Below are 24858 nucleotides of genomic sequence, written 5' to 3'. Positions count from 1 at the left end.
CATGTATTGGATGATGTACGGAATATATATACTTGTTTCCATCCTGCTGATTACATTTTTTTACCGTAAGTCATGGCAAGAATGGTTAATTAGGGTAATAATGGTTGCCGTCCTACCAGTTGTAGGATGGCTGCTTCCGTTATTTTGGTCGAAGCTATTCACAAGTAATTCTAAAGAAGCTTTCGAGGATTATGTTACTCGTCAACAAGAAGAACATAAAATAAGACGTATAGGTGTATACAAGCAGGTTGAACGGAAGCAGGAACTTGATGTTATTCCAATTGAGGAAGCTTTATTAGTGAGCGAACATCAAACTCGGCGAAAGGTCATGATAGATGTATTAAAGCAGGATGCGATTAATTACTTGGAAATACTACAGCGTGCAGTTAGTAACGAGGATACAGAAACTTCCCATTATGCAGTAAGTGCTATTATGGAAACGAAGAGGAAACTACAGCTCGCTCTGCAGGATCTAGCCGTGAAATTTGAAACGGATTCGTCGGACTTGCTTGTAGTTCGTACTTATGCGGAGGTTTTGCATGCCTATATGCGCAGCGGATTTCTAGATGAGCGTACTTTATTGAAAAATCGTTATACGTATTTGGCGGTTTTGAACCAGTATATAAAGCTGGATGAAAGCTCTGAATGGGCATACCAAGAAAAAATAGAACTTGAAATCGTTCTTCAAGCTTATAGTGATGCAGAGCGAAGCGCCAAAATGTATATGGAACAGTTTCCAGATAGTGAGGCTGCTTATTTATGTATGTTAAAAGTTTATTATGTTATGAAATCCTATCCTAAATTAAATGAAACATTGGATAGGTTGAAGCGGGCACCAATAAGTTTATCCAATCATGCTCTTACAATGGTAAGGTTTTGGTCAGAGGGAGCGTAATATGAATAAGGATGTTAAATTTAGACGTAATGTATATATCATTCTCGTATGTGTGTTGTTGCTTGCAATAGCTACGCAAATCGCCAGATCTAAGTTTGTACTGGAGTTCAGTCATAATGGCAGCTTGCAGGAAAAATATCAGACGATTAAACAAAATTATTTGGCCTCTGGCAAAAAGAAACCTGATCTTTCGGAGCCGAGCAATCGCAATTATTGCTTATTGTTTGATGGGCACGATGAGTTAAGTACCGGAATTAAAGATAATACAGAGCAAGTATTAAACTATATGAAACAGCCCCATTCAACTGTTGATTTAACGGATGGAGACGTTGATTTTGAACAGTGTCAAGCTGTACTAATGACAGCGTCGCTACAGCTTCTAAACGATGAAGTTAAAGAGATAGAGAATTATGTTTCTAATGGCGGATATATGTTCATTATGCGATTGGATGATCCGACTGATACCTTTATTCAAATTTATCGAAAGCTTGGGTTTGTAAGCTTTGCTTATTTGGTAGGGGATACTGGCATTGATCTGACTTCAAATGTGTTAGTCAACCAATCGGGAGTTTCCTATAAAGAAAATTTTATCTACAACAATGTACTTGCCGGGGAAATAGAGAAGGATGTCCTGCTAATGGCACGGACGGGCCAAAACTATCCGTTAATGTGGAAAAAGCAGTACGGTTCGGGTGCCTTTCTTGTTTTTAATGGCAGCAGTTTAGATACAAAGGACACAAGGGGGTTAATTGCAGGCGGCATAAGCATGTTGGAGCCAGACTATATTTACCCGATTTTTAATACAAAGCTATTCTATATGGATGATTTTCCTGCGCCTATCCCTCAGGGAATCAACGATACGATTTATGCGGAATATCAAAGAGAGACGCCTGTTTTTTTTCACGAAATATGGTGGCCGCAAATGATTAAAGCCGCTAAGCTTCATGACATTAAGTATACTGCGGTTGCGATTCAAACCTATCAAGATAATGTGCATGCTCCTTTTGTACCGTTAGATGATGAGGAACTGCATAATTTAATAGGATATGGCAGAGAGGTAATTAAAAGCGGCGGTGAGATAGGCATTCACGGTTATAATCATCAGTCATTGCAGATGAATAAAGAAGTCGCTGACTTTTTTGAATACAAAATATGGGATAGCCAAGAGGATATGGAAGCTTCCGTTAAAACGGTTTTAAATTATATTGCTAGAGCCTTTCCAAAATATGCTGTTATGTCCTACGTACCACCTTCTAATGTGTTGGGGGCCGAGGGCAGACAAGCTTTGGTCAATGCTTGGCCGGAACTTGCAGTCATTTCCTCTTTGTATATGGTCGACCCATCTAATCGGGCCTATGTGCAGGAATTCGAAATAGCAGATGATGGCATTATAGAGATGCCAAGGGTAACCTCAGGATATTTTGATACTGAATATAACAAATGGGTGGAGGCCAATACAATAACATCCATAGGTGTTTTTTCACATTTTATTCACCCGGACGATTTATTGGATGAAGACCGAGGACGCCAGCAAAAATGGAAGGATCTATACAGAGACTTTGAGCACTTGCTGGAACGTCTTCATACCACTTATCCTTGGCTGCGCAGTATTACATCGGCAGAGGCCGCCATTGGTGTCGCTCATCAATTGCAAAGCAATATGGATGTTATAAAAAATAATAAGGAACTAAAGGTAAAAACTACCTCCGAAGCAGAAAGTCAATATTTTATTTTTAGAACAGATAAAAAAATAGGCAAGCTAGTTAATTGTTCCGTAAGAAAAATTGATACGGACACCTATTTGGTAACAGCCTTTAAACAAGATTTCACAATAGGATTAGGCAGGTGATAATATGAGAATATGTATCATAGCGGAAGGTTCTTACCCATATGTTACAGGCGGAGTATCGAGCTGGATTCAAAATATCGTTAAACAAATGCCCGAGCATGAGTTTGTTATATATGCAATTGCAGCACAAAAAAAGCAGAAGGGTATTTTTAAATATGATTTACCTGCCAATATTGTTGAAGTAAAGGAAGCTTTTCTGGATTCCTATTTGGAGGAAGATAGCAAATGGGGCAAGCGTTTTAGACTAACCGAGGATCAAAAAAATAACGTAAAAGCGCTGCTTGGCGGAGCCGGAGATATGGACTGGTCCAGTTTTATTCAGATGATGCGCAGCTCAAAGTTTAATAAGGTTTCAGATTTTCTGACGAGTAAAGATTTTTTTGACATTTTAGAGGAGCTTTGTGAGGAGAAATATCCACTCGTTCCTTTTACCGAAATGTTCTGGACAGTACGATCTATGATCCTGCCGCTATTTATAACGATCCGAGATGACATTCCTAAGGCCGACCTGTATCATAGCGTTTCGACAGGATATGCTGGAGTAATTGGCGTTGTGGCAAGGGAGATCTATAAAAAACCTTTTCTACTGACAGAGCACGGTATTTATTCACGTGAAAGAGAAGAAGAAATTATAAAAGCAGAATGGGTAAAAGGTTATTTTAAGGATTTATGGATTCAATATTTTTACCGGCTATCTTCCTGTGCCTATGAACAATCGGACTGGGTTACGACACTTTTCGGCCGAAATAAAGAAATTGAAGTCGAGCTGGGCTGCTTAGAGCAGAAAATCGAGCTTATACCGAACGGCGTGACCATTACGGATTATGAGGCCCTCCCTGCGGATAAGCCGGAAGATCAATTTTATATCGGTGCAATCGTTCGTGTAGTTCCTATTAAGGATATTAAGACAATGCTCCAAAGCTTTGCCTTGATTAAGCAGGAGCTGTCCAATGCGGTGTTTTATGTAATGGGTCCTTATGAAGAGGACGAGGACTATTATCATGAATGTTTACAGCTTGTCGAGGCTTTACAATTGAAGGATGTTATTTTTACCGGCTCTGTACCTATCAAAGAATATATCGGGAAAATGGATTTGTTGATGCTGACTAGTATTAGTGAAGGACAGCCTCTTGCAATATTAGAGGGAATGGCTGCTAGCAAGCCATTTGTTGCTACTAATGTAGGCAGCTGCAAAGAGCTGATTGAAGGTATGAATGACGGAATAGGAGCTGCAGGCTTTATTGCGCCGGTCATGCATTATGAGCATCTGGCTCAGGCTGCAGTAACATTATGCAAAAATAAAAAACTGCGTCTTGAAATGGGAAGAAATGCTTATGAGCGAGTGAAGCGTTACTATCGCCAGGATGACGTCATAAGAAACTATCGTCAGTTGTATGACAGATTAGGAGGGGAATTGGATGGCAGGGATAGGCTTCGAGCTTAGAAAGCTCTTTCGTGAGCAAGGTCTCATTAACAATATTAAAGCATATGCCTACTCCTCTCTTACTACTGTTGGCCCTATGATTCTAAGTATGCTGCTAATTATAGCCTTACAGAAAGTAACGAAGACAGAAGAGACAACATATTTAGATTGGGAATTGTATATAGCAACGGTTTCTTATTGTTTTATTTTTTCTATTGTATTGACGAGCGGAATTTCTATGGTGCTTACCCGCTATACCGCGGATATGCTTTATCAGAAAAAATACAATCGAATCATGTCTTCTTATTACGGTGCTTTAATAATTATGCTCCCCACAACTGCATTAATTGCAATTTTATTTTTGAACGGGGTATCGGCCGATTGGCAGTATAAGCTTGCTGCTTATTTCTTCTTTATGCTGCTGGTTGTTGTATGGATACAAGGTGTCTATTTATCAGCATTGAAAGATTACATTCGTATTGTAAGAGGATTTTTAATAGGCTCGGTTGCGGCTTTAATAAGCGGTTGGCTAGTTTCCCAATATGCAGATTTAGATCCCACAGTAGCTGCGCTATTAGGTCTTGATATAGGGTTTTTAATTATCGTTATTTTATCAAGCTATCATTTTGAACAGAGATTTCCACGTGCAGAACGTGCTTATTTCTTTGAATATTTAAGTTATTTTAAAAAGTATGCTTCTCTATTTTTTGCGGGCTGTTTTGTATATTCAGGCGTTTATTTGCACAATTTTGTATATTGGCTTGGTTCAAGAGGTGTAGAAGTTGCAGATCAATTTTTAGTGATGCCTTATTATGATCTTCCCGTATTTTTTGCCTTTTTATCAGTAATGCCAACATTAGTAACGTTTGTAGTATCAGTGGAAACTGCATTTTATGAAAAATTCAAGTTGTATTATTTGAATATTTTAAATGGCGGTACGATACAAGATATATCTGCTGCAAAAAACAAAATGCAAAAAACATTAACCAAAGAAATTAGTCTGTTGATGGAAATCCAGCTATTGTTTACTATTCTGGCTATTGCATTTGGCATTAAATTTTTGCCGAAAATAGGATTTACAATGGCGCAGCTCGATTTATTCATTATACTAGCTTTAGCGTATTTTCTATTTATTATTTTCTTTGTGCTCACACATATATTAATGTATTTTGATGACCGTAAAGGTGTCATATCCATAGGTTTTGTTTTTGTATTGCTTAACATTGGTTTAAGCTATTGGATGATGCGATTGGAGTTTGATGGATTAGGAATGTTTATAGCCTCTTTTATAGCTTTAGGTTTAGTTATCGGTCGTTTGCTATATGTCCTACGTAATATTGATTACTTTACATTCTGCTCACAGCCTATTAATCAGCAGCCGCGCGGTAGTATGAACAAAAAGATTAATAAAGCGGGCATGATGGTTTCTGTAATAGTTGTGTGCACATTGTTACTATCGGCATGCACGGGACTGGAGGGAATGGATCCCAATGATCCAGATTCCGATAAGGATAAAATTGTGAATCGTGCGCCTATGCCAGATACTATTAATACAGCGCTAGAAGAAGATAGACGCCTTTATGAGCGCGATGATGATTCCTCGCTAAAGACGCTGTATATTACTGTGCTCCCTTATACAGAGACTGACGATAGATTTGATTGGTATGCACTAAACAGGCAAACGGATCGAACAAAAGCGAAGCAGCTGCCGATCATTATGCAGGAAGGTTTAAGCGACGGGAAGGGGCCAATTTCAGGAATGTTTGGTTTTGGTTCTACCGCTGAGAATGCATCAATTGAACTGCGCGGCAACACTGCTTGGAGCCTGTCTCAAAAATCGTTTCGGATTAAGCTTCATGATGATGCTGGAACTTATATGGACCAGCGGACAATTAATTTAAATAAACATAGTCTGGATTTTTCACGTATACGTAATAAATTAAGTTTTGATTTGTTTGAAAAGATTCCTAATATGACCAGCTTGCGAACACAATTTATTCATGTTTATGTCAAGGATTTGTCAACGGGCATACAGAATGCAGGTTATGAGGATTATGGACTGTTTACTCATGTTGAACAGCCTAATAAGAAGTTTTTACGTGCCCATTTGTTGGATCCCAATGGTTATTTGTACAAGGTATCTTTCTTTGAATTCAATCGATATAATGAGCAAATCAAAGAAGAGGAAGATCCAACTTTTGATTTGGAAAGCTTTGAATCCATTCTTGAAATTAAAGGAAGAAAAGAACATACACGGTTGATAGAGATGCTTGATGATGTAAATGATCTAAGTATACCTATTGAACAAGTTATGGAAAAGCATTTTGACGAAGAGAACTTTTTAACTTGGACGGCTGCGAATATACTAATGGACAATATGGACACTGACGCTAATAATTTCTATTTGTACTCCCCTCTTAATAATGAAAAATGGTATTTCTTGCCTTGGGATTATGATGGCGGCTGGGAGAAGCAAAGAAGAAGCGGAAGTATCCGATCATTTCAAAACGGAATAAGCAATTTTTGGGGATCTAAATTAGCTAATCGTTATTTTAGACAACAAAGTAATGTTGAGAAATTAAAAGCAAAAATAGAAGAGCTTCATAAAAAGTATATTAACGAGGAAACGATACAAGAGCATATTAATCAGTATAAAGATGTTGTACTGCCCTTTTTATATCGTTCTCCTGATGTAAAGTTTTTATCAAGACATACTAGCGAGTATGATGATGAGCTGAATATTATCATTCAGACTCCGGAAGCAAGTATTAAACGTTTTATGGAAGATTTGGAAAAGCCTAAGCCGTATTTCATGAATGATGTCGAGACTGTAGGAAATAAACTGAAGTTTTCTTGGGAAATATCATTTGACTTGCAGGATGACACTCTTTCATATGATTTTACAATAGCTAAGGATCTGGAATTTTCAAATATAATAGTTCATAAAACAGATATTTCTACGAATTCAGTAGAAATCGATAAGCTGCCAGCTGGAAGCTATTATTGGAAATCTATCGTGAGGGATAGCAAGGGAAATGAACAAACAGCGTTTGATTTTATTTATGACGATGAAGAGGTAAGTCAGAATGGAGTAAGGGAATTTGAGGTGAAGTAATTGCAATTTCGAGGGCGCAGGCTGAGAACAGAGCAAAAGTATTATTTGCATCTTCATGACTTCTTGGCCTTGAAGCAAAAAGTGTCTACAACTCTTGCTTTAGATTCCTATTCGGTAGATTATGATGGCTATCGTATTCGCAGTTTATATTTTGACGATCCGCGCCGCGCAGCTCTTGAAGAGAAGAATGATGGGATTTTCAAGAGAGATAAGTACCGCATCAGGACGTACAATGAAAGCGACAAAACGATTAATCTAGAGCGAAAAAGCAAGTTTGGCGAGTTTGTATGCAAGGAGTCAGCTCCATTAACGAGAGAGGAGTATGAGCTGATATTAGCGGGAGAGTATGAGTTTTTGCTTGATCGTGAAGAAAGCCTGTTGAACGAGTTTTACGCTGCGCTAAAAACCTATCATTTTAGACCAGTTGTAATAGTAGATTATTGGCGTGAAGCTTATGTATACGAGATGGGCAATGTTCGCATTACATTTGATAAGAAGTTGTCGGCTGGCATCAATACAATTGATTTGTTCCATCCAGAGCTCGTTATAGAGGAGGCTATTCCGCCAGAGCTTACGATTATGGAAGTGAAATTTGATTCCTTCCTTCCCGATCATATTCGTAAAATATTGCAGCCAAAAAGCCACATTCGATCTTCGATATCGAAATATGTTATTTGTCGGGAAAAATCGATACAGCATTTTAAGGAATAATGTTCTGTTGGAGGAGTGTCCATGAGTTTTCAAGATATTATTAAACAAAGCGTGTTAAAGCTCGAAGCTTTCCGCGTTGTATCCTACGTTGATATGGTGCTGGGAATGCTATTTGCTTTCCTGATCGGTATGTTTATTTACTGGATTTATCGCAAATCGTTCCGGGGTGTTGTGTACAGCTACAATTACAATGTGTCATTTGTATTGATGACGATGATAACGGCACTTATTATTATGACAATTAGTACAAATATTGTCTTGTCCCTAGGTATGGTCGGCGCGCTCAGTATTGTCCGCTTTAGAACGGCTGTAAAGGATCCGCTTGATATCGTGTATATGTTTTGGGCGATTTCGGCAGGTATTGCGTGCGGTGCCAAGATTTATCCGCTGGCGATCGGCGGCTCCATCATTATTGGCCTTGTACTGATGCTTTTATCCAGACGCAAGATAAGAGAGCAAACTTATCTGCTTATCATTCGCCATACGGAAGAGGCAGTGTCTGATCTGCGTGTCGAGCTGAACAAATTAAAAACAAAGCTGAAGTCCAAAACGGTAAGAAAAGGATTTACAGAGCTGACTGTAGAAATTTCGCTGCGGGATGATAATACGGCGTTTGTTCAAAATATTAGCGAAATTAACGGCGTTAACGATGTGTCTCTGGTTAATTATACGGGGGATTATGCGCAGTAAAAGCTGTTGATTTATTTAAATCATTACGGGCAACAGACAAAGGACGCCATTGGGGCGTCCTTTTGCCATTAAAACGGCTGTTAGTCTTCTAGAATTTTTTCGATTACAGGGATATATTGCTCCATAAGTGTCATATGGTTGCCGATGATGGACTGCAGTTTGTTAACGGGCAGTTCTTTATTTGGACATTCTATTACTGAGCGGAAGCGCAGCTGCTCTTCCTCAGGATCAAGCTCAAAGCAGCCGGAAGTAAATTCGCTCTGCATTCGAAGCAGGTATAGGGCCAAGCGCTCCTGTTTGCCAGAAGGGATTGGGATTGGGAACATGCTATGGACAGTTACTGCTTGCAGGACTGTATCCGGCTGCAATAGCAGCAGCCAGCGGCCAGTAGCTTCGCTATGGAAAGGCACGCGAAAAATTTGTTTTTCAAAGATATCGTAATTCAGCTGTTGTCTGATTAGTGCTGCTTCAAGCTGCTGCATGACTGAAAGTTTCACAGGGTTGTCTTCTTGTATAATGCTTGGCTGTCGCTGCATAGCTGCAGACAAGGAGGGATGCCAAATCGTGCGAATGCCTTGACGCAGCGTTCCTTCCTTCTTTAAGGAAGGAGGCAGCTTGACCGTTTGAATGGCTTCAAGCAAAAACCAGCAATCGCTATGTGCAAGGGTCCCTGCATATGCACTGTCCTCCAGTGTGGAGGGAGGCAGCAGCGCAGCAAGTATAAATTCGGCATCCTTGCGCTGTTCAGCGAGCAGGGAAGCGATGGCAGGGTTTAATTCAAGACTTACTTCAATAGAAGTGAGCTTGTCGTAATGGGCTTGTGCAGTCAAGGCGTGCGGCCATGCATGAAACCATTGCCCGTCAATGAGCTGCTGCATGGTGCTGGCGCTTATGGTTATATTAAGGCTGGCATGAGTCTCATGCTCGTCAGCTTGAAATGCAATGGAAGTAAGTGTGGCGTGAAGAAGCTGGTTGTTCCAGCTTTTGAACTGGATCGGAACATTCACCTTGACGGTTGAATGCTGATTGCTTGTGTCTGCCTTCATCATGTATCGCGCCCCTTTACGTTAATCAATTAAAAGCCGGCGAAGCCCTTCTTCAAAGACTTTACGCCCTTTTTCTTTTCTCCGCCGAATTCTGCGATTTTCTTCGTTTTTTCTACGCTGAAGCTGAATACATCCGCATCGATTTCAAAGCTTTTACTTTTTCCGAGCTCCAGGGAGACCTCCCATTGTCCAGGCTGGCCGTTTTCTCCCCATTCGTATTCATAGCTAAAGCCTAGCGTCGTTTGTGATTTAAGTGAAAAGAGACGCTCCACCTCTCCCGTATCCGGGTCGACCTCGCTTTTGAAATTCGCAATCGACTGGCCAATACTGTCGAATTTTGAGCTTAAAATGGACGTGTCGCTTACCGCATCCAGGATGGAGCCTTGTTTTTGTGCTGCATTGTATTGGGCACCCGGCACCCCGTTATCCTTGCTAGCAAGCGCCTTATTCATTGTCGTGAGCAGCCCCATTGAAGGGCTGTACAGCTTGCTTATAATTGCGACCCAGTCGACGTTATCTCCGCCATACTCAAAAGGCAGGGAAACACCCATTGATATTTCAATGCTTTCAAAATCGCTTCCAGATTTGGTGAGCGCGCCTTCAGCCTCCAAGCCTAACTCGCCAAAGCCTAAATTGAGGGCAATTTCCGCACTGACCTCATATTTTTTCTTCTCTTCCACGCTCATTAATTGCAAGGCTTTGTTGCGCAGCCTAGCAATGTCGGTTTGATCTCCGAATTTGTTGCGGGTATGCTCCATAATTGTTTTTTTGTCATATTGATTAAAGCTCTTTTTGGTAAGACTCAGATCAACCTCTGCAATGCCCGATTCGATGGCCAGGGCAAGCTGCTTATAGGTTCCCACCGATACGCTGCTATCCTCGTCATCCATATCTTGAGCCTCTATAGCGGAAGCCCACATTTCAGCTTCCTCGGTTTCGGATTTTCCGGATTTTCCGCCCATCCCCCACATGCTCTCTGCAAGACTGGGAACGCTGGCATTGATGTAGCGATACATCCCATACGAAATCAAATTCATAGCAGAAGACGTCGTTGCGGCGTTTGCTTCTGCGAACATGCCGAGCTGCACATTGAAATCGACGATGCCGGCTTCCACGCCGACGCCGATTCCTATTTGCGAGCTTATTTCAATGCTGTCTTCATCCCGCTCTGCACCTGCCTCAAAGGAGATGATGACATAGCCGCCTGATTGCCCGATAGGTATTTTCAATTCGCAAGCAAGTGAAGCGGCGTCCCCGTCATGGGGAACAACCCGGTCAATAATACCGCCTATTTTTGTCAGGCCGCTGTTTAGCGAATCGCTTTCAATTGCTTTCGTTATCGATTTTTTGCCGATTTCATCGGTTTTAACCTGGCTGGTAACATCCTTTTGAATCGCTAGCTGACGATTCGTATCAGCGCCTGCCTGGGGTTTATCTTTATCGCCTTTTACAATTTTACGGGCTTCGTTAACGGCAGTATCTTTTGTGCTTTTTAGCAATTCCTTTGCTTTATCCTGTGCTTTGCTGCGGGCACGCTTCTTAATATCCTTTTCCAAGGCATTATTATGTATCAGACTGGAAGAACCATCATAGGCTGCATTTCGCAAATCTGACAGCGCAGATTGGGCAGGCTTAACTGCTTCAATAATACGTTCTGCTTCACGATCCATAATGGCATCAACTGATATTTTTGACATGCTGTAAGCTTCTTTGTTTGCTGCCATTCCGAAGAAAGCTTTGCCAATATTGCTCTTATCCTTTAAATCCTGGTGATCATCCATCTGATTGGCAATATCCAAGCTTGCCTGCTTGCGGGCAGCGTCCTTTAAGCGCTGACGAAATGCGTTAAGCTCATCAGAGCGTCTCCATTCGCCTCTTCCTACTCCGAATTTGTCCAATACAGCCAGCTTGAGCGGATCAAAAAATTTGTCTGTATAAACCTCTCTCAATTCCTGTTCGCCGAAGTAAGGGGCCAATGCATGATTGGCATTCGCATGTTCGGTCTGCTGGCCTCCAGTCGGTTTGACTGCCTTTGCAGGCTCATGAGATGGGGGAGTCATCGTCGATCGCCCTCCAATATTTATGTTTCATCTTGAACCAGTATAAATGGTTAAAAATAATAATTTTGTTAGCCCGGTTACAATGTTCTTTATGAATCTCGGATATTGTGAAGAAAGGAGATTTATGTCGAAGGAAAGAAAGCGGGTATAGGCCATGAAGAGGGCAAATGAGCGGCATTTGTCTATGCTTCAGGAAAAAGAAGCGCCAAAGCTAAGCAGACTGCAGCATGGGCATGAAGCGCAGCAAGAGTACCAAGCAAGCTTGCAGCAAATGTATGGCAACAGGTGGATCGGTACAAGGGCTGCTGATCTGGAGAGGCTGGAGCTGCAAAGACAATGCATGCGCGGGATGAAGGAGCCTTCCCGTTCTCACGTAAGCAGGCTGATTCAACTGCCTGACGCTGATCAGCAGCTATGGCGCCGCTTTGCAAAGTTGACTGCCGAGCAGCGGCAAGCTGTCCTCCTTCATGCCGCCGGCTCTATAGCTAAGCTGGAGCTGTGGCAGGCTTTGCCGCATAAATGGAAGATACTTGACGATAGCATAGAAGCGCTGAAAGAGATTCGTTTACAGCGTGATGAAGCGTTGAAGGAAGGCAGTATTTACGAATCCGGAGCGCTTGAACGCCATCTTGAAGCCGATAACACCGTTAATGTGACAGGGCTTATTGCTCCGTACCGTGATATTGTGAGATGGCTGAACTATAAAGCGAATAAGCAAGGGCAACGGGAGCTGATGCAACGGTTCGAGCTGCTGTCGACCGCTCGCAAAAAGCAGGTTTTGCATCGGCTTGCGGCCGGCAGCAGGCTTAGGTTTACCGAGTTTGCCAAGCAAGTCACGATTGTAAAAGAGCTGAAGGAATGGGTCGATTGGACGCGCGTAAGCCAAGCTGTATTCGAAGCTGAACAACAGCAGCGCAAGGAAGAGAAAAAAGCTGGCAGTGAGCAGCAAGCTAAAAAACCGGCTGGAGCAAGAGCTGAGCTGCAGGACGAGCAGGAGAATGCTGAATACAGCCTGTTGATGGAAGAAAACAGGGTTAACGAAGAAGCTGTTGACAAGGTCGATTGGGAGCCGGATGACAGCTCTACTTTGGAAGAGCGTGATCGGCAGGAGCATATTGCTGGAATGAAGGAGGAAGAGGCGGAACAGCTGAAGTGGAGCAAGGAATTGCTCCCGTTGCTGGCGGGAACAGACTTGCTGCGGGGCAGCTCGGAGCAGCCTGAGCATCTCATGTGGCTGCTTTTCGGAACAAAGGCCAGTGAAGGCAGCAGGAGCAATCACGCTGTTAAAGCTTCAGCAAGAGCTTATGGACAGTCACTATTATCCCCTGGCGATATTGTGCACCGTTACCTGGGCATTGCCCATTTGCCGCTTTCCAAAAGGAACAAAGCGGAGCGAAAGAAATTACAGCAGTTGGGCTTTCTTTCCGCGCAGCAATGCTACGACCAGTTGCTTTCTGCTGTTGCAGCGTTATTGTACAAGCAAGGCGTGCGGCAGAAGAAAAAACAATATTTTCTTATTATCGAACGGCTCGGTTTATTACATGGGAGTAAGCTGCCGAGCAAACAGCAGCTTTATGAACGGCTTGGGGTACATATATAAGCCTTATCAGTTAGATGGAGATATAGCATATGGGATTACAAACATGGTTTCAATTGCGTCATGAGGATCGGCGCAAGGTATGGATGCTGGGCTCGGTATTTTTTCTTGCCGGTGTATCGGAAATGATTAACTACACATCCTTTATGGCGATATTTAACAGTCGCGTAGGGACGCAATATTTGCCTCTCATGTATTTTGCAGAGGCTTTTCTGCTGCCGTTGGAGGGCTGGCTGCTCTCTTATTTTTCGCAGCGGACAGCAAAGTCGAAATTTATGGTTTTGCTGTATGGACTATTTATTGGCATTGGCTTATTGAATGGTGCTGTGCTTTTGACAAGCAAGCTGCTTGGGCTGGATATAACGATGTATTATATCGTTTTATTTTTATCCTCCAATTTTGTTATCAGACAACAGACATTGCTAATGTGGAGCACGGCGTTTGACCTCTGTCCGACACAGCAGGCGAAGCGGGTTATGCCGGTATTTGTGCTGACTGCTATTATCGGCGGCATTGCAGCTGGAGTTATATCTAATTCAATGGCGGCTTATTTGGGTCCTGAGCTGCTGTATATGCTGGCGGTGCTGCTGCTGCTTGCAGGCCTGCCGCAGTTTGTCCGTTCTATTCGGCAATATTTGCTGCCTTTTACGAACGGGCAGGGTGAGGAGCAAGGCGGAGCAGAGCAATCCTCCTTGTTTTACTTGAAGCAAACGATTCGCTCTCCGTTTTTGCTTACCGTGATCGGCATTATGACATTAATGCCAGCGGTCTATTTTCTAATCGAATATCAGTATTTTACCGTAGCGCAAGCGTCCTTTGCGACGGAGAAGGAGTTGACCTCCTTTTACGGCTTGATGGTTATTATTTTGTTTTGCGCCGCTTTTTTATTGCAAATAGTAGCAGCCAGATTAATGGACTGGCTAGGAGCAAGCAACACCGTTTTTGCCATTGCGCTCATTTTTTTGGCAAGCCTGCTGCTTGTTAGCACGCTGGTTGCGTCGGAATATGCTCTTATAGTGGTGTCAATCGGCTACGGGCTGCTTTACCTGCTGCTTTACTATTTTGCTGAGCCGAGCTATCAATTCTTTTTCAAGATGCTGCCGCTCCAGCAGCGTGACGGTTATCGCTATATTGCACAAAGTCTGGCTGCTTCAGTTGGGATTTTGTTGGGCTCGGGCCTTTCCATGCTTCATTCCTCTTCTTTGCTTGCCTTGAACTGGCAGGCTGTGATCGGATTGATTTGTACATTGCTACTTGTAATATTAGCCTGGACCGCACGCCATCTATATTTGAAGGAGCTTATTAAGTATTTGCAGGACAGCTCTGCCTTTGTTCATGATTTTGTCGATCAGCTGCTTGATTCCATCAAGCATGAACGAATTCGCAAAGCGCTCGTCTTGCAGCTGCAGCATGCCAATGCAAATATAAGGCAATTTACGCTAGAGCTGCTGGGCATGCGCCCTCATCCTGCCTTGGGCGCGCCTTTATGGCAATATGCATGCCAGCATGATGGCGAGCAGAAAGCAGCTGCCCTTGCAGCGCTGCATGCAGACAGCTGGTCTGAGCGGACGATAAGAGAAATGGAGCTGTTCACGGCGGACGCTCATGAAAAGGTACGTACTGCCGCTTACCGCCAGCTCCTGATTGCGGCCAGAACGGGAACGGAAAAAAAGTACTATTTGGAACGAGCTTATAAGGATGACAGTCTTTTGGTACGTATGGAAGCTTGGCGGGGGATGGACGAAGGTGCGCTGCTGTATGAGGATATGCGCAAATTGCTAAGCGGCTCACAACAAATGGCTGTGCTGGCTTGTCAGCTTATTAGCGAGCGCAAGCTAAAGGAATTGTATATGGATGTAATGATGAGCGCGCTTTCTGATATCGCTGCAGTGAAATTAGCTTCGGTAAGGACAATGGGAAAATTAGGCGGAGCTGAGCTGGTCGTAAGCTTTATGGAAATGCTGGTTGGGAGTGACAAGGAGCTGCGTTCGGCCATTGAGGATGGGCTGCTCGCTATTGGGGCTGACGCATTGCCGGAGCTGCTTCGGTTTATAGATTCTCCCCAAGATGATATTTGGACAACGGCAGTTGCGGTAATGATGCGGCTGGATACAGAACAGATACATCTGCAAGCGGTTATAGCCTCATGCGCAAAACGATTGGCAGCACTATCAGCAGGCTATCGCATTGTGAAACGGATTGCTATGCAAAATCAGCCGGAATGGACGGGGCTGGCAAGGGCTAGAGCGAAGGAAATAGAAGGTTTTATTTTGGATACGGTGTGGCAGGTTATGCTATCCATCCATGATGAACGGGTAATTGCGAAGCTTCGTGCCGCTTTGGAAAGCAAGGATGAGGAGCTGCGTGATAACGGCCTGGAGGTATTATCCGAAAACCTTGGCAACGCCCGGTTAAGCGGCGCACTGCTTGGTTTTTATCGCCAGCAAGCGGATGAATCTATGCAGCCGGACGATCATAACGGGGATCAAAGCGAGGTAACGGATTCCTGGCTGCAGGCTATAGCGATCAAGGCAGGAGCAGGAGATGGAGGGGAGCTGCTAATGAATAATTGGGAATACTTGAGCGCGCTCGATAAGATTACATTTCTTAAGCAAGTGCCGTTATTTCAAAACATTTCGATTGAGGAGCTCGGGCGGATTGCCAGCATTGCCCGCGAGAAGGTATTTCCGGATGGAGAGCTGCTGCTGCAGCAAGGTCAGCAGGGACAGCTGCTTACCATTATTATGTCGGGCCATGTGGAGCTGAGCGGGATAAATGAAGCGGGTCTGGAAGGCACGATTAGCGTGCTTGGCGAGCTTCAAACAATTGGTGAAACGAGCTTGTTCGATGACCAGCCCTCTTCGATAGATGCCCAGGTTATTTTTGGAGAGGCAAAAGTGCTGCAAATTGAAAGCAAGGAAATGACCAAGCTCGTTCGTTTATATCCGGAAATAGGGGTTGGCTTGCTAAGAGCGATGAGTATGAGGCTGCGTACGCTGGAGCAGCTATTCATCAAGCTGGGCTAAGGGCGACAGCGAGTAAGGTTGGCTTCACAAAACTTGAAGGAGGATGGATATGAAGCATGAGGCAAAGGAGCATGTGCAATCAATCGGACTTGCAGCGGAGCTGGAGCAATGGACCGTTTTGTTGCATTGGCTGCAAAAAATCGGTGAAAATTTCCAGCTCTCAGCCAAGCACCAAGCGGCGCTGCAGCTCGTATGCGAGGAATGGTTCGTGAATATCGTTCACTACGGCTTTAAAAACAGGTCCCATGACGATTTGCCTTATATCCAAATTACAGCTCGAGCCTCCGCTTATGTTCCTAGGAAGGTTTGGATTTTATTTATAGATAACGGCAAGCCCTTTAATCCGTTGCAATATGAACTGCCTAATATTAATTTGCCCGGGCAGCATCGTCCGATAGGAGGGCTCGGCATCTACTTTATTCGAAAAAAAACGCGGTTATGCCGCTACAATCGGGCAGGAAGCTACAACTATTTTACGATGGAGCTTGAAGAAGAAGGGAGAGAGAAGCAGTGATACATATGGATAGACAAGCTGATTATTCCGTATTGAACTTAACGGGCCGGCTCGATGGCTTGACGATGGCAGAGGTGGAGAAGTGTTTTTTAGAGGCAGTTGCCGCAGGAGAGCAGCGGTTTGTTTTCGATATGGAGCAGCTGGAATATATAAGCAGCGCGGGGCTTCGAGTCATGCTGCTGGCTATGAAAAAAACGAAAGCAATTGGCGGCCAGCTCGTCCTATGCGGACTTTCCGGAATGGTTGAAGAAGTGTTTCAAATGTCGGGCTTTACAGCTGTTTTTTCAATTGCGGCTTCACGCCAGGAAGCCATTCAGAACGTACGAATAGCCAGTGGAGAGTGAGTGTATTGACCGTAGCGATTATTGCAGCAGCTGCATTCGTCATTTGTGTCGCTATCCTGATGATTAGGTACTTAGTCAAGTCAAGCAGAAGGGCCAGCTTGCTGTTGAACGTAAGTATGGAATTAAGCTCTTCGATGGAGCGGAAGACGCTGCTTGAAAAAATGATGGCTGCAGCAGCGAAGGCCTTGCAGGCTGAAGGCTCATCTGTGCTGCTTGTGGATGAAAAGACCGGTGAGCTGTACTTTGAGGTGGCTACAGGAGAGCGGCATGAGCAGGTTAAGCAAATCCGCCTGCAGCCAGGCGAAGGAGTGGCTGGCTATGTTGCAGCTACGCGCCAGCCGCTGCTCATTCCCGATGCCGGCAAGGATGAGCGCTGGTCGGCACGAGTGGCCGACAAGGTGAAGGTAGCGACGCGCAATATGCTGTGCGTGCCTGTCGTGTCGGCGGACAAGCTGCTGGGTGTGCTTCAGGTTATTAACAAGCAAGGCGGTAAAACGTTCCGCAAGCAGGATTTGCGCCTGCTGGAAATGCTCGCTTCTCCTGCTGCGATAGCGCTGGAAAATATGCTGTTGTACGAGGCGCTGCTGGAATCTATGGAAAACCTGCGTGTTACGACTGCCGCTAAGCAGCGCATGGAGAGCGAAATGTTGTTTGCAAGGCAAATTCAGCAAAGCTTTCTCCCCCAGTATGAGCTTGCAGCAGAGCGGGTACAGCTAAGCGCTCAGCTAATACCGGCAAGAGAGGTGGGAGGGGATTTTTTCTACTACACCTTGTTGGACGAGCGAACGTTGCTGCTTTGCTTGGGTGATGTATCGGACAAGGGGATGCCGGCAGCTCTTTTCCTATCCGGCTTGATGATTTGGATTAAAGCGAAGGCGAGAGAATGGACATCTCCTGCCGCAATTATGCAAGCCATTAATGAAGAGCTGAGCACTGAGGATTCTACGATGTTTGCCACTATTTTTTTAGCCAGCTTCAATTTGGACACGGGCCGGCTTGTTTATTGCAACGGCGGGCATTGCCCGCCTATATGGCTTTCTAATGGTGAAGCAAGGCTGCTGTCCGGAGATCGAAATTTGCCGATTGGTGTAATTGGCAGTGCGCAATATGTCGAGAATGTGGCGCAGATTACGGAACAAGATACGCTAGTCTTTTATACTGATGGCATTACGGAAGCATTAAATACAGAAAAGCAACTATATGGAACTGAGCGTTTATACGAATTATTGAGCAATATAGCTTCTGCTAAGCCTGAGCAGCTGAATGAACATCTTATAAACGATGTCCGCTTATTTTGCGGCGGTCAGCCGCAAGCGGATGATATTGCAGTTATGTCTATTGCATATTTGCCGGCAGCACAAAAAGAAGCAGATAGGAATTGAACGATATGGAAACGATGCTTCAATTATCTACCTTGACCGATTGTTATGAGCATGCGGAACAGTATGTGCGGGACGAGCTGATCATGCTGGATGTCAGGCTGGAGCTTGAGCTGGAGCAAATATCGGCCTTAAAAGAAGGCAGTGAGCGTGCAGCTGCTTATCCAGGCATGTATTTTAGCGAGGAGGAAGCTTTTGCGCTGCTTAGCTCGGATACAGCGGCCGAACTGTCAAGCGAGCAGCAGCAGCTGCTGGAGCAGCTGGAGCAGCGGATTGCCGCAAAAGCTAACAATAGCAAGCAGAAGGGGGAGCGGCTGCCCGTCCATGTGCTGGAGGGAGAGCTCGGCCTGCATAGCTGGGAGGTGCGTGTTCTGATTGCAGCGCTCGCACCGCATATTGACCGCAAATATTGGAAGCTGTACGGCTATATTCAGGACGATATGAATTGCCAGCATGTAACGCTTGAATTGCTGCTGCGGATATGCTGCAAAAGCAAGCTTGAAAGAAGGCTGCTTTACAAGCAACTGACTAATCCGCATTCTGTGCTGCGCTCTATGCTGTTGTCCTACCCGGTCCGTTCCGCCGATGAATCATCGGTGCTGAAAGAGACGCTGACGCTTGGGCGGTTTATGATTCATTTCCTGCTGGGCATTTCGCAGACCAGCGGGCTGGGTATAAGGCGAATTAGCGAGGAGGAGTTGAATGAGCTTCCGCCTCTTCTCATTCACCAAGAAACACATCAGCAAATTATTCATTATGCGAAGACGCAAGGTCTGGATAAAGGACTTATCTGGAATATTCACGGTGAAGCCGGCAGCGGAAAAAACTTTCAGGCGATGCATGCCGCACGTTCCCTTGGATTTGCCTATATGGAAATGAGCTTGTTGTTTGCACCAGCGGACTTACCCGCATTTCGAAGCAAGCTTGAGCAATTTATGTTAGAAGCACGGTTGTATAATGCTCTGCCGGTTCTTGATCATATGGACGAGCTTGTCAAAGGTGAAGAGACGGATGTGAGGCTGCTTTGGCTAGCCGACAGATTGCAGCAATGCGATAGGCCGATCTTGCTGCTGAGCAGAAAGGAATTTAGAGGGATAGGCCTGCGAAGCCGTTATATAAACGTCCATCTGCCTCTTCCTCATTTTGACCAGAGCCGACTGCTCTGGCAGCAGTTATCCGGGTCATGGATGGAGCTGAAAGATTACGAAGCACAGCGACTTGCCGGCAAGTTCCGTTTTACTCCCGGTTATATTGCAGCTGCAGCGGATCAGGCAGGGCGGGATGAAGAATGGTGCAGGTACAGTGTTAATGGCGAGAAGTTTATGGCGGAGTCAGAGTTAGGGGCAGATCGTAAGGTTAAGCGGCTTCATCAATCGGCTTATCGCATCGTACAGCATCAGCTGGAACAAAAGGCTGTTAAAGTAGATCCGAAGTTCGAATGGTCTGATCTTATTTTGCCGGAAGACACAATTGGGCTGTTAAGACAGGCATGCAATCGGGTGAAAAATCGTTATCAGGTTATGCAGGTGTGGGGATTTGATCGTGTGCTTCCTTATGGCAGGGGCGTCAGCATGATGTTTACGGGACCGCCTGGCACAGGCAAAACAATGTCGGCGCTCGTCATGGCCAGAGAAATGGACGCTGAACTGTACCGCATCGATTTATCGCGAGTTGTCAGCAAGTACATTGGCGAAACGGAAAAAAACTTGAGCGATATTTTTGATCAGGCCAGAAAAAGCGGAGCGATACTGTTTTTTGACGAAGCGGATTCCTTGTTTGGCAAGCGGTCAGAAGTAAAGGATTCACACGATAAATACGCAAATATGGAAACCTCGTTTTTGCTTCAGAAGATGGAGGAATACGACGGGCTTACCATATTGGCAACAAACTTTGCGCAAAATCTGGATGAAGCTTTTACAAGGCGAATTCAATTTATTATTAAATATCCTTTTCCGGATACAGCTCAAAGAGAGCAGCTTTGGAGAGCTTCCCTGCCTAAGCAGCTTCATTCGAAGTCGTTGGATTTCACTTTTTTGGCACAGACCTTTGAGCTTACCGGCGGGCCTATCAAAAATATTATTTTGACTGCGGCATTTCTGGCAGCAGAGGAGGGCTCCGAGCTTCATATGAAGCATATGGTGGAAGGAGCAATCCAAGAGTATAAAAAAACCGGGAAGCTGCTGCTGAAGGATCGGCTTGGGCCGTATGCACAGTATTGGAGGGGGTGAGCACAATCGCAGATTATTCAGTCATTGCCGATATAGGCTTATCCTTGGCGAAGGTGCTGCGCGAAGCGCTGGTTCCTGAGCTGGTCGCTCATTCGGACGGCGTCGGGCTGGCCCACCCTAATGATAAGGGAGATATGAATATAAGCCTCTTCCTGTATGAAATTAAGGAAAATACAGATGTAAGAAGCAGTGATTTAATTGACCAGGGGGATCGTATGCGATACCCGCCTATTGCCCTTGATCTCTATTATTTGATTACGGCCCACTCCGCCTCTGATGTGCTGACGAAAGCGATTGATGAGCAGAGAATGATAGGCAAGGTCATGCAGCTGCTGCACGATCACAGCGTTCTAAAGGGCAATGATCTGGTCGGCTCGCTGGCCGGCACGGATGGTGCCTATAGGCTTGTGAAGGAGGAGATGCCGCTGGAATCGGTGTTAAGCCTGTTTCCTAATACACCGTACAAGCTATCGCTTAGTTATAGGCTGGGCCCAGTATTTCTGGATTCTACCCGTACGAAAGCTGTTGGCAGAGTACGAGAGCGTCTTGTAACGACGAAGCAAAAATAAAATCAACTATTTTCCAAACGTGAAAGGGGAATTACGATGGCTGAATATTTGTCACCCGGTGTATATGTGGAGGAATTTGATTCAGCGGGTCAGCCGCTGTCTGGAGTAAGCACGAGTATGGCAGGCTTTATAGGACTTGCCGAACGCGGCCCAGTGGAAGGCTTGCCGCTCCTTGTAACTAGCATGAATGAGTTTAAGCGTTGTTATGGGTCATATTTAAAAGAAAATCAGTTTGGCTCTTATCGTTATTTGGCTTATGCGGTCGATCAGTTTTTTACTAATGGCGGCTCGCAGGCTTATATTATGCGTGTGGCACCAACGGATAGTGCAGCTGCTTCAAGCGAAAGCGAGCTGTTTAGAATTACAGCCAAAAACCCAGGCTCCTGGGGCAATGATGCCAAAATCTTCTGTGAGCCTTCAAGCAAAGCAAAAACGCAAATCTTCGAGGACTTGGGCGAAGGGAAATACCGCGTAAAAAGCAGTGCAGGCTTTCATGATGGCGATGAGGTCAAGTTTTTTGATGGTACCGGCATTGTGTCCAATAAAGTGGTGAAGGTGCAGGATCATATAATTGAGCTGGAGCAGCCGCTGGAGGGTGACCCGACAGATAACGGCCTGCTGCCAAGTAAAGTATTATCTACCTCGGAATTCACATTACATATTGCTTATGGGCTAGAAATGGAGACATTCGAAAAATGCTCCTTCAATGCAGCAGCTGCAAATTATGTGAGCAAAGTGGCTGAGCGGTCGACATTAGTAAAAATAGAAGCGGCGGAGCAAGCAGCAGTAGCGCAATTATTTGCTGATCAGGATAAATATTCTATCGTGCTTGCTGGGGGCAAGGACGGTTCGCTTGACGGCTTGTCTCCTGCAAGCTTTATAGGCGAGGACAACGGACCTGGCAAGCGCACAGGCATTCAAGCCTTTATCGATAATGACCAGGCCAGCATTATGTCTGTACCGGGCATAACGGAACCGGCAGTTCAGCTGGCGCTAGTCGCTCATTGCGAGAACTTGGGCAGCCGTTTTGCAATACTCGATATACCGAGAGAAAAAACGAAGGTGCAGGAAGTGCTGTCGCATCGCGATATATTCGATTCCAGCTATGCTGCGATGTACAATCCCTGGCTGCAAGTATTTGATCCTGCAGAAAAACGCAATATTTTTGTTCCTCCGTCTGGAACCGTTGCAGGTGTCTATGCACGCAGCGACAGCACGCGCGGTGTGGAAAAAGCGCCTGCCAATGAAGTCGTTCGCGGCGTAACCGGCCTGGATGTGCAGTATAACAAGGGCGAGCAGGATGTGCTGAATCCCAAAGGCGTCAATTTAATCCGCAGCTTCTCCGGCCAAGGCATCCGAATTTGGGGTGCACGCACGACGTCTTCCAACGCATTGTGGAAATATATTAATATTCGCCGATTGTTTATTTTTGTGGAGGAGTCTATTAAAGCAGGGACGAACTGGGTAGTTTTTGAGCCGAATGACGAGCGTTTATGGGCAAAGGTGCACCGTACCATTGACGCATTCCTTACAAGGGTATGGCGTGGCGGCGCATTACAAGGCTCATCGCCGAGCGAAGCTTTTTACATTGATATCAGCAGCAAGACAATGACGCAGGATGATATCGACAACGGCCGCTTGATCTGTGTCATTGGCATCGCGCCGGTGAAGCCTGCTGAGTTTGTAGTATTCCGCATTACTCAAAAAACGAATGAACAATAAGGCTGAAAATATGAAATTGATTTGATAATGAATAGATTAGAGAGGAAGATGTAGCAATGGCAGGCGAACGCAATGATCCATACCGCAAGTTTCGATTCCGTGTAGAGGTGGAAGGCATTGAGCAGGCAGGCTTTAGCGAGGTTTCGGGCTTCGATGCTTCTCTTGATGTGATTGAGTACCGTGAAGGAACAGATGTTATTACTCCGCGTAAGCTTCCAGGACTCGCGAAGTATGGCAATATTTCGTTGAAATGGGGCTCGACAGAGTCGATGGATCTTTTTGAATGGGTACAGGATTGTATCGTTGAAGGCAGTGTAGAACGCAAAACGGTTACCATTATTGCCATTAACGAAGAGGGTGAGGATGTGGCCACTTGGCAAGTCATTGAAGCATGGCCTACGAAATATACAGCGCCAGACTTCAACGCGACCGCATCCGAGGTTGCAATCGAGCTGCTTGAGCTTACGCATGAGGGTATGCTGCGTACGCAGTAGATGAAGGAATCGCTGCACTGATTTTGTGGGCAAACGGAAGTGGCAGGGAACAACGTTGCTTAATGTTGTTCCTTCCGCTATTTCTGTTCCGATTGGAAGCTGAGCTTGCAGGATGCTGCACAATCAGTCTAAAAAAAGTGGAAATTTGAGGAGGCGTAAGGATGTCCTTTCAGACAGAATATGATTTTGAGCTGCCGCGGGGTTTCGTAGATGAGAACGGCAATCTTCACCGAAGAGGTACGATGAGGCTGGCTACAGCTGCCGATGAAATATTGCCGATGCGCGATCAGCGCGTACAGCAAAACCCGGGCTATTTAACGATTATATTGCTTGCCCGTGTAATAACGAAGCTGGGTGATCTGCGCGCTGTAGATACAAAAACAATTGAGCGCATGTTTACAGCGGATCTGGCATTTTTGCAAAACTTTTATCGTGAAATAAATGAAACAGAAAAGCTTTCCGTGCAGGCGGTTTGTCCAAAATGTGATCATGAGCATGAGGTGGATATCTCTTTTTTATCCGTAATGGAAGGAGCCTAAGCGTCTATCCGGAGGAGCGGCTTTATGAGGAGGCTGGCTTTATTGCTTACTACTTCCATTGGAGTCATGAACAAATAATGAACATGGAGCACCGCGAGCGTCGAAAATGGTGCGAAGAAATTTCCAGAATCAATCGGAAAATGAGTGATGAGCCTGAACGGCATAATCCGTTTGATGTATTCAAGTAAGAGGTGAAGTGGATGAAGCAGCAGTCAGAGCAGGCAAGAATGCAGCTGGTAGGCTCTTATAGATTTATGGTTGAGCTTGATGGTCTGCTCGTAGCAGGGTTTTCCGAGGTAGGAGGCCTGGCCGTTGAGACGGATACGGAGGAGTATGCCGAAGGGGGACTGAACCAATTTGTCCATCGTTTTCCTTCGCGAACGAAACATGTGCCGCTTAGCCTCAAGCGCGGCATGACCTTGTCCGATGAGCTTTGGAATTGGTACGCCAATGTGGTCGAGGGCCAAATTGAGCGGAAAAGCGGCTCGATTATTTTGTATAACGAACGGGATCAGGAGTTTCGGCGCTGGAATTTTTACGATGCTTATCCGACGAAATGGTCCGGTCCGGATCTTAATGCTTCAGCAAGTGAAATTGCAGTGGAATATATTGAACTGACGCATAACGGCTTCAAGATGATGTAACAGCTGATTGCAG

The 24858-nt window shown here is 45.0% G+C and carries 20 protein-coding genes; 18 read left to right on the top strand and 2 right to left on the bottom strand.

Annotated elements, in window-relative coordinates; all coding sequences use genetic code 11:
- Window position 1 precedes the first annotated feature (1 nt).
- From V1L65_RS10780 to V1L65_RS10755, 6 genes are read left to right on the top strand one after another with little or no spacing between them, the layout of a single operon-like run.
- Window positions 2–895, top strand: coding sequence for a hypothetical protein (locus V1L65_RS10780; RefSeq protein ID WP_331699142.1), 894 nt, complete (start codon window positions 2–4; stop codon window positions 893–895).
- Window position 896: 1 nt separating this feature from the next.
- A complete protein-coding gene (locus V1L65_RS10775) occupies window positions 897–2744 on the top strand; it encodes a DUF2194 domain-containing protein (protein ID WP_331699141.1) in 1848 nt (615 codons plus the stop codon).
- Between the two features lie 4 nt (window positions 2745–2748).
- Window positions 2749–4188 carry a GT4 family glycosyltransferase PelF gene (pelF, locus tag V1L65_RS10770; RefSeq protein WP_331699140.1) on the top strand — a complete coding sequence of 480 codons (1440 nt, stop codon included), beginning with the start codon at window positions 2749–2751 and terminating at the stop codon, window positions 4186–4188.
- A complete protein-coding gene (pelG, locus tag V1L65_RS10765; RefSeq protein WP_331699139.1) occupies window positions 4163–7282 on the top strand; it encodes an exopolysaccharide Pel transporter PelG in 3120 nt (1039 codons plus the stop codon). Before pelF ends, pelG begins: the two co-directional genes overlap by 26 nt.
- A complete protein-coding gene (locus V1L65_RS10760; RefSeq protein WP_331699138.1) occupies window positions 7283–7993 on the top strand; it encodes a polyphosphate polymerase domain-containing protein in 711 nt (236 codons plus the stop codon).
- A 21-nt stretch (window positions 7994–8014) separates the two neighbouring features.
- Window positions 8015–8683 carry a DUF4956 domain-containing protein gene (locus tag V1L65_RS10755; RefSeq protein WP_331699137.1) on the top strand — a complete coding sequence of 223 codons (669 nt, stop codon included), beginning with the start codon at window positions 8015–8017 and terminating at the stop codon, window positions 8681–8683.
- A gap of 80 nt (window positions 8684–8763) precedes the next feature.
- Here V1L65_RS10755 and V1L65_RS10750 read toward each other — a convergent pair whose 3' ends face one another.
- Entirely contained in the window at window positions 8764–9732 is a 969-nt protein-coding gene (locus tag V1L65_RS10750) for a hypothetical protein (protein ID WP_331699136.1), read from the bottom strand.
- Window positions 9733–9758: 26 nt separating this feature from the next.
- Window positions 9759–11789 carry a hypothetical protein gene (locus V1L65_RS10745; RefSeq protein ID WP_331699135.1) on the bottom strand — a complete coding sequence of 677 codons (2031 nt, stop codon included), beginning with the start codon at window positions 11787–11789 and terminating at the stop codon, window positions 9759–9761.
- Window positions 11790–11943: 154 nt separating this feature from the next.
- Here V1L65_RS10745 and V1L65_RS10740 point away from each other — a divergent pair, with 154 nt between their 5' ends.
- The 12 genes from V1L65_RS10740 to V1L65_RS10685 all read left to right on the top strand — a co-directional run bounded on the left by V1L65_RS10740 (window position 11944) and on the right by V1L65_RS10685 (window position 24845).
- Window positions 11944–13389 carry a hypothetical protein gene (locus V1L65_RS10740; protein ID WP_331699134.1) on the top strand — a complete coding sequence of 482 codons (1446 nt, stop codon included), beginning with the start codon at window positions 11944–11946 and terminating at the stop codon, window positions 13387–13389.
- Window positions 13390–13418: 29 nt separating this feature from the next.
- Window positions 13419–16412: a cyclic nucleotide-binding domain-containing protein gene (locus V1L65_RS10735; protein WP_331699133.1), complete on the top strand. Its 2994-nt coding sequence runs from the start codon at window positions 13419–13421 to the stop codon at window positions 16410–16412.
- Window positions 16413–16461: 49 nt separating this feature from the next.
- Window positions 16462–16926 carry an ATP-binding protein gene (locus V1L65_RS10730; protein WP_331699132.1) on the top strand — a complete coding sequence of 155 codons (465 nt, stop codon included), beginning with the start codon at window positions 16462–16464 and terminating at the stop codon, window positions 16924–16926.
- 5 nt (window positions 16927–16931) lie between these two features.
- Window positions 16932–17270, top strand: a complete 339-nt coding sequence (locus tag V1L65_RS10725; protein WP_331699131.1) for an STAS domain-containing protein — start codon at window positions 16932–16934, stop codon at window positions 17268–17270.
- The gene (locus V1L65_RS10720; RefSeq protein ID WP_331699130.1) at window positions 17267–18652 is read left to right on the top strand and encodes a PP2C family protein-serine/threonine phosphatase; all 1386 of its coding nucleotides are present in this window, start codon (window positions 17267–17269) and stop codon (window positions 18650–18652) included. The genes V1L65_RS10725 and V1L65_RS10720 overlap by 4 nt, the downstream gene beginning before the upstream one ends.
- 5 nt (window positions 18653–18657) lie before the next feature.
- Window positions 18658–20877, top strand: coding sequence for an ATP-binding protein (locus tag V1L65_RS10715; protein WP_331699129.1), 2220 nt, complete (start codon window positions 18658–18660; stop codon window positions 20875–20877).
- Window positions 20874–21446, top strand: coding sequence for a DUF4255 domain-containing protein (locus V1L65_RS10710; RefSeq protein ID WP_331699128.1), 573 nt, complete (start codon window positions 20874–20876; stop codon window positions 21444–21446). Before V1L65_RS10715 ends, V1L65_RS10710 begins: the two co-directional genes overlap by 4 nt.
- Before the next feature lie 36 nt (window positions 21447–21482).
- The gene (locus V1L65_RS10705; protein ID WP_331699127.1) at window positions 21483–23168 is read left to right on the top strand and encodes a phage tail sheath family protein; all 1686 of its coding nucleotides are present in this window, start codon (window positions 21483–21485) and stop codon (window positions 23166–23168) included.
- A gap of 56 nt (window positions 23169–23224) precedes the next feature.
- The gene (locus tag V1L65_RS10700) at window positions 23225–23662 is read left to right on the top strand and encodes a phage tail protein (RefSeq protein WP_331699126.1); all 438 of its coding nucleotides are present in this window, start codon (window positions 23225–23227) and stop codon (window positions 23660–23662) included.
- 161 nt (window positions 23663–23823) lie between these two features.
- Window positions 23824–24201, top strand: coding sequence for a phage tail assembly protein (locus V1L65_RS10695; protein ID WP_331699125.1), 378 nt, complete (start codon window positions 23824–23826; stop codon window positions 24199–24201).
- The gene (locus tag V1L65_RS10690; protein ID WP_331699161.1) at window positions 24180–24389 is read left to right on the top strand and encodes a DUF6760 family protein; all 210 of its coding nucleotides are present in this window, start codon (window positions 24180–24182) and stop codon (window positions 24387–24389) included. The genes V1L65_RS10695 and V1L65_RS10690 overlap by 22 nt, the downstream gene beginning before the upstream one ends.
- Window positions 24390–24401: 12 nt before the next feature.
- Window positions 24402–24845, top strand: a complete 444-nt coding sequence (locus V1L65_RS10685) for a phage tail protein (protein ID WP_331699124.1) — start codon at window positions 24402–24404, stop codon at window positions 24843–24845.
- Window positions 24846–24858: the final 13 nt, after the last annotated feature.

The organism is Paenibacillus sp. IITD108, assembly GCF_036541265.1.
Taxonomy (GTDB): Bacteria; Bacillota; Bacilli; order Paenibacillales; family Paenibacillaceae; genus Pristimantibacillus.
Note: the sequence above shows the minus strand (reverse complement) of the source record. Positions and strands in the feature narration are given on the sequence as shown.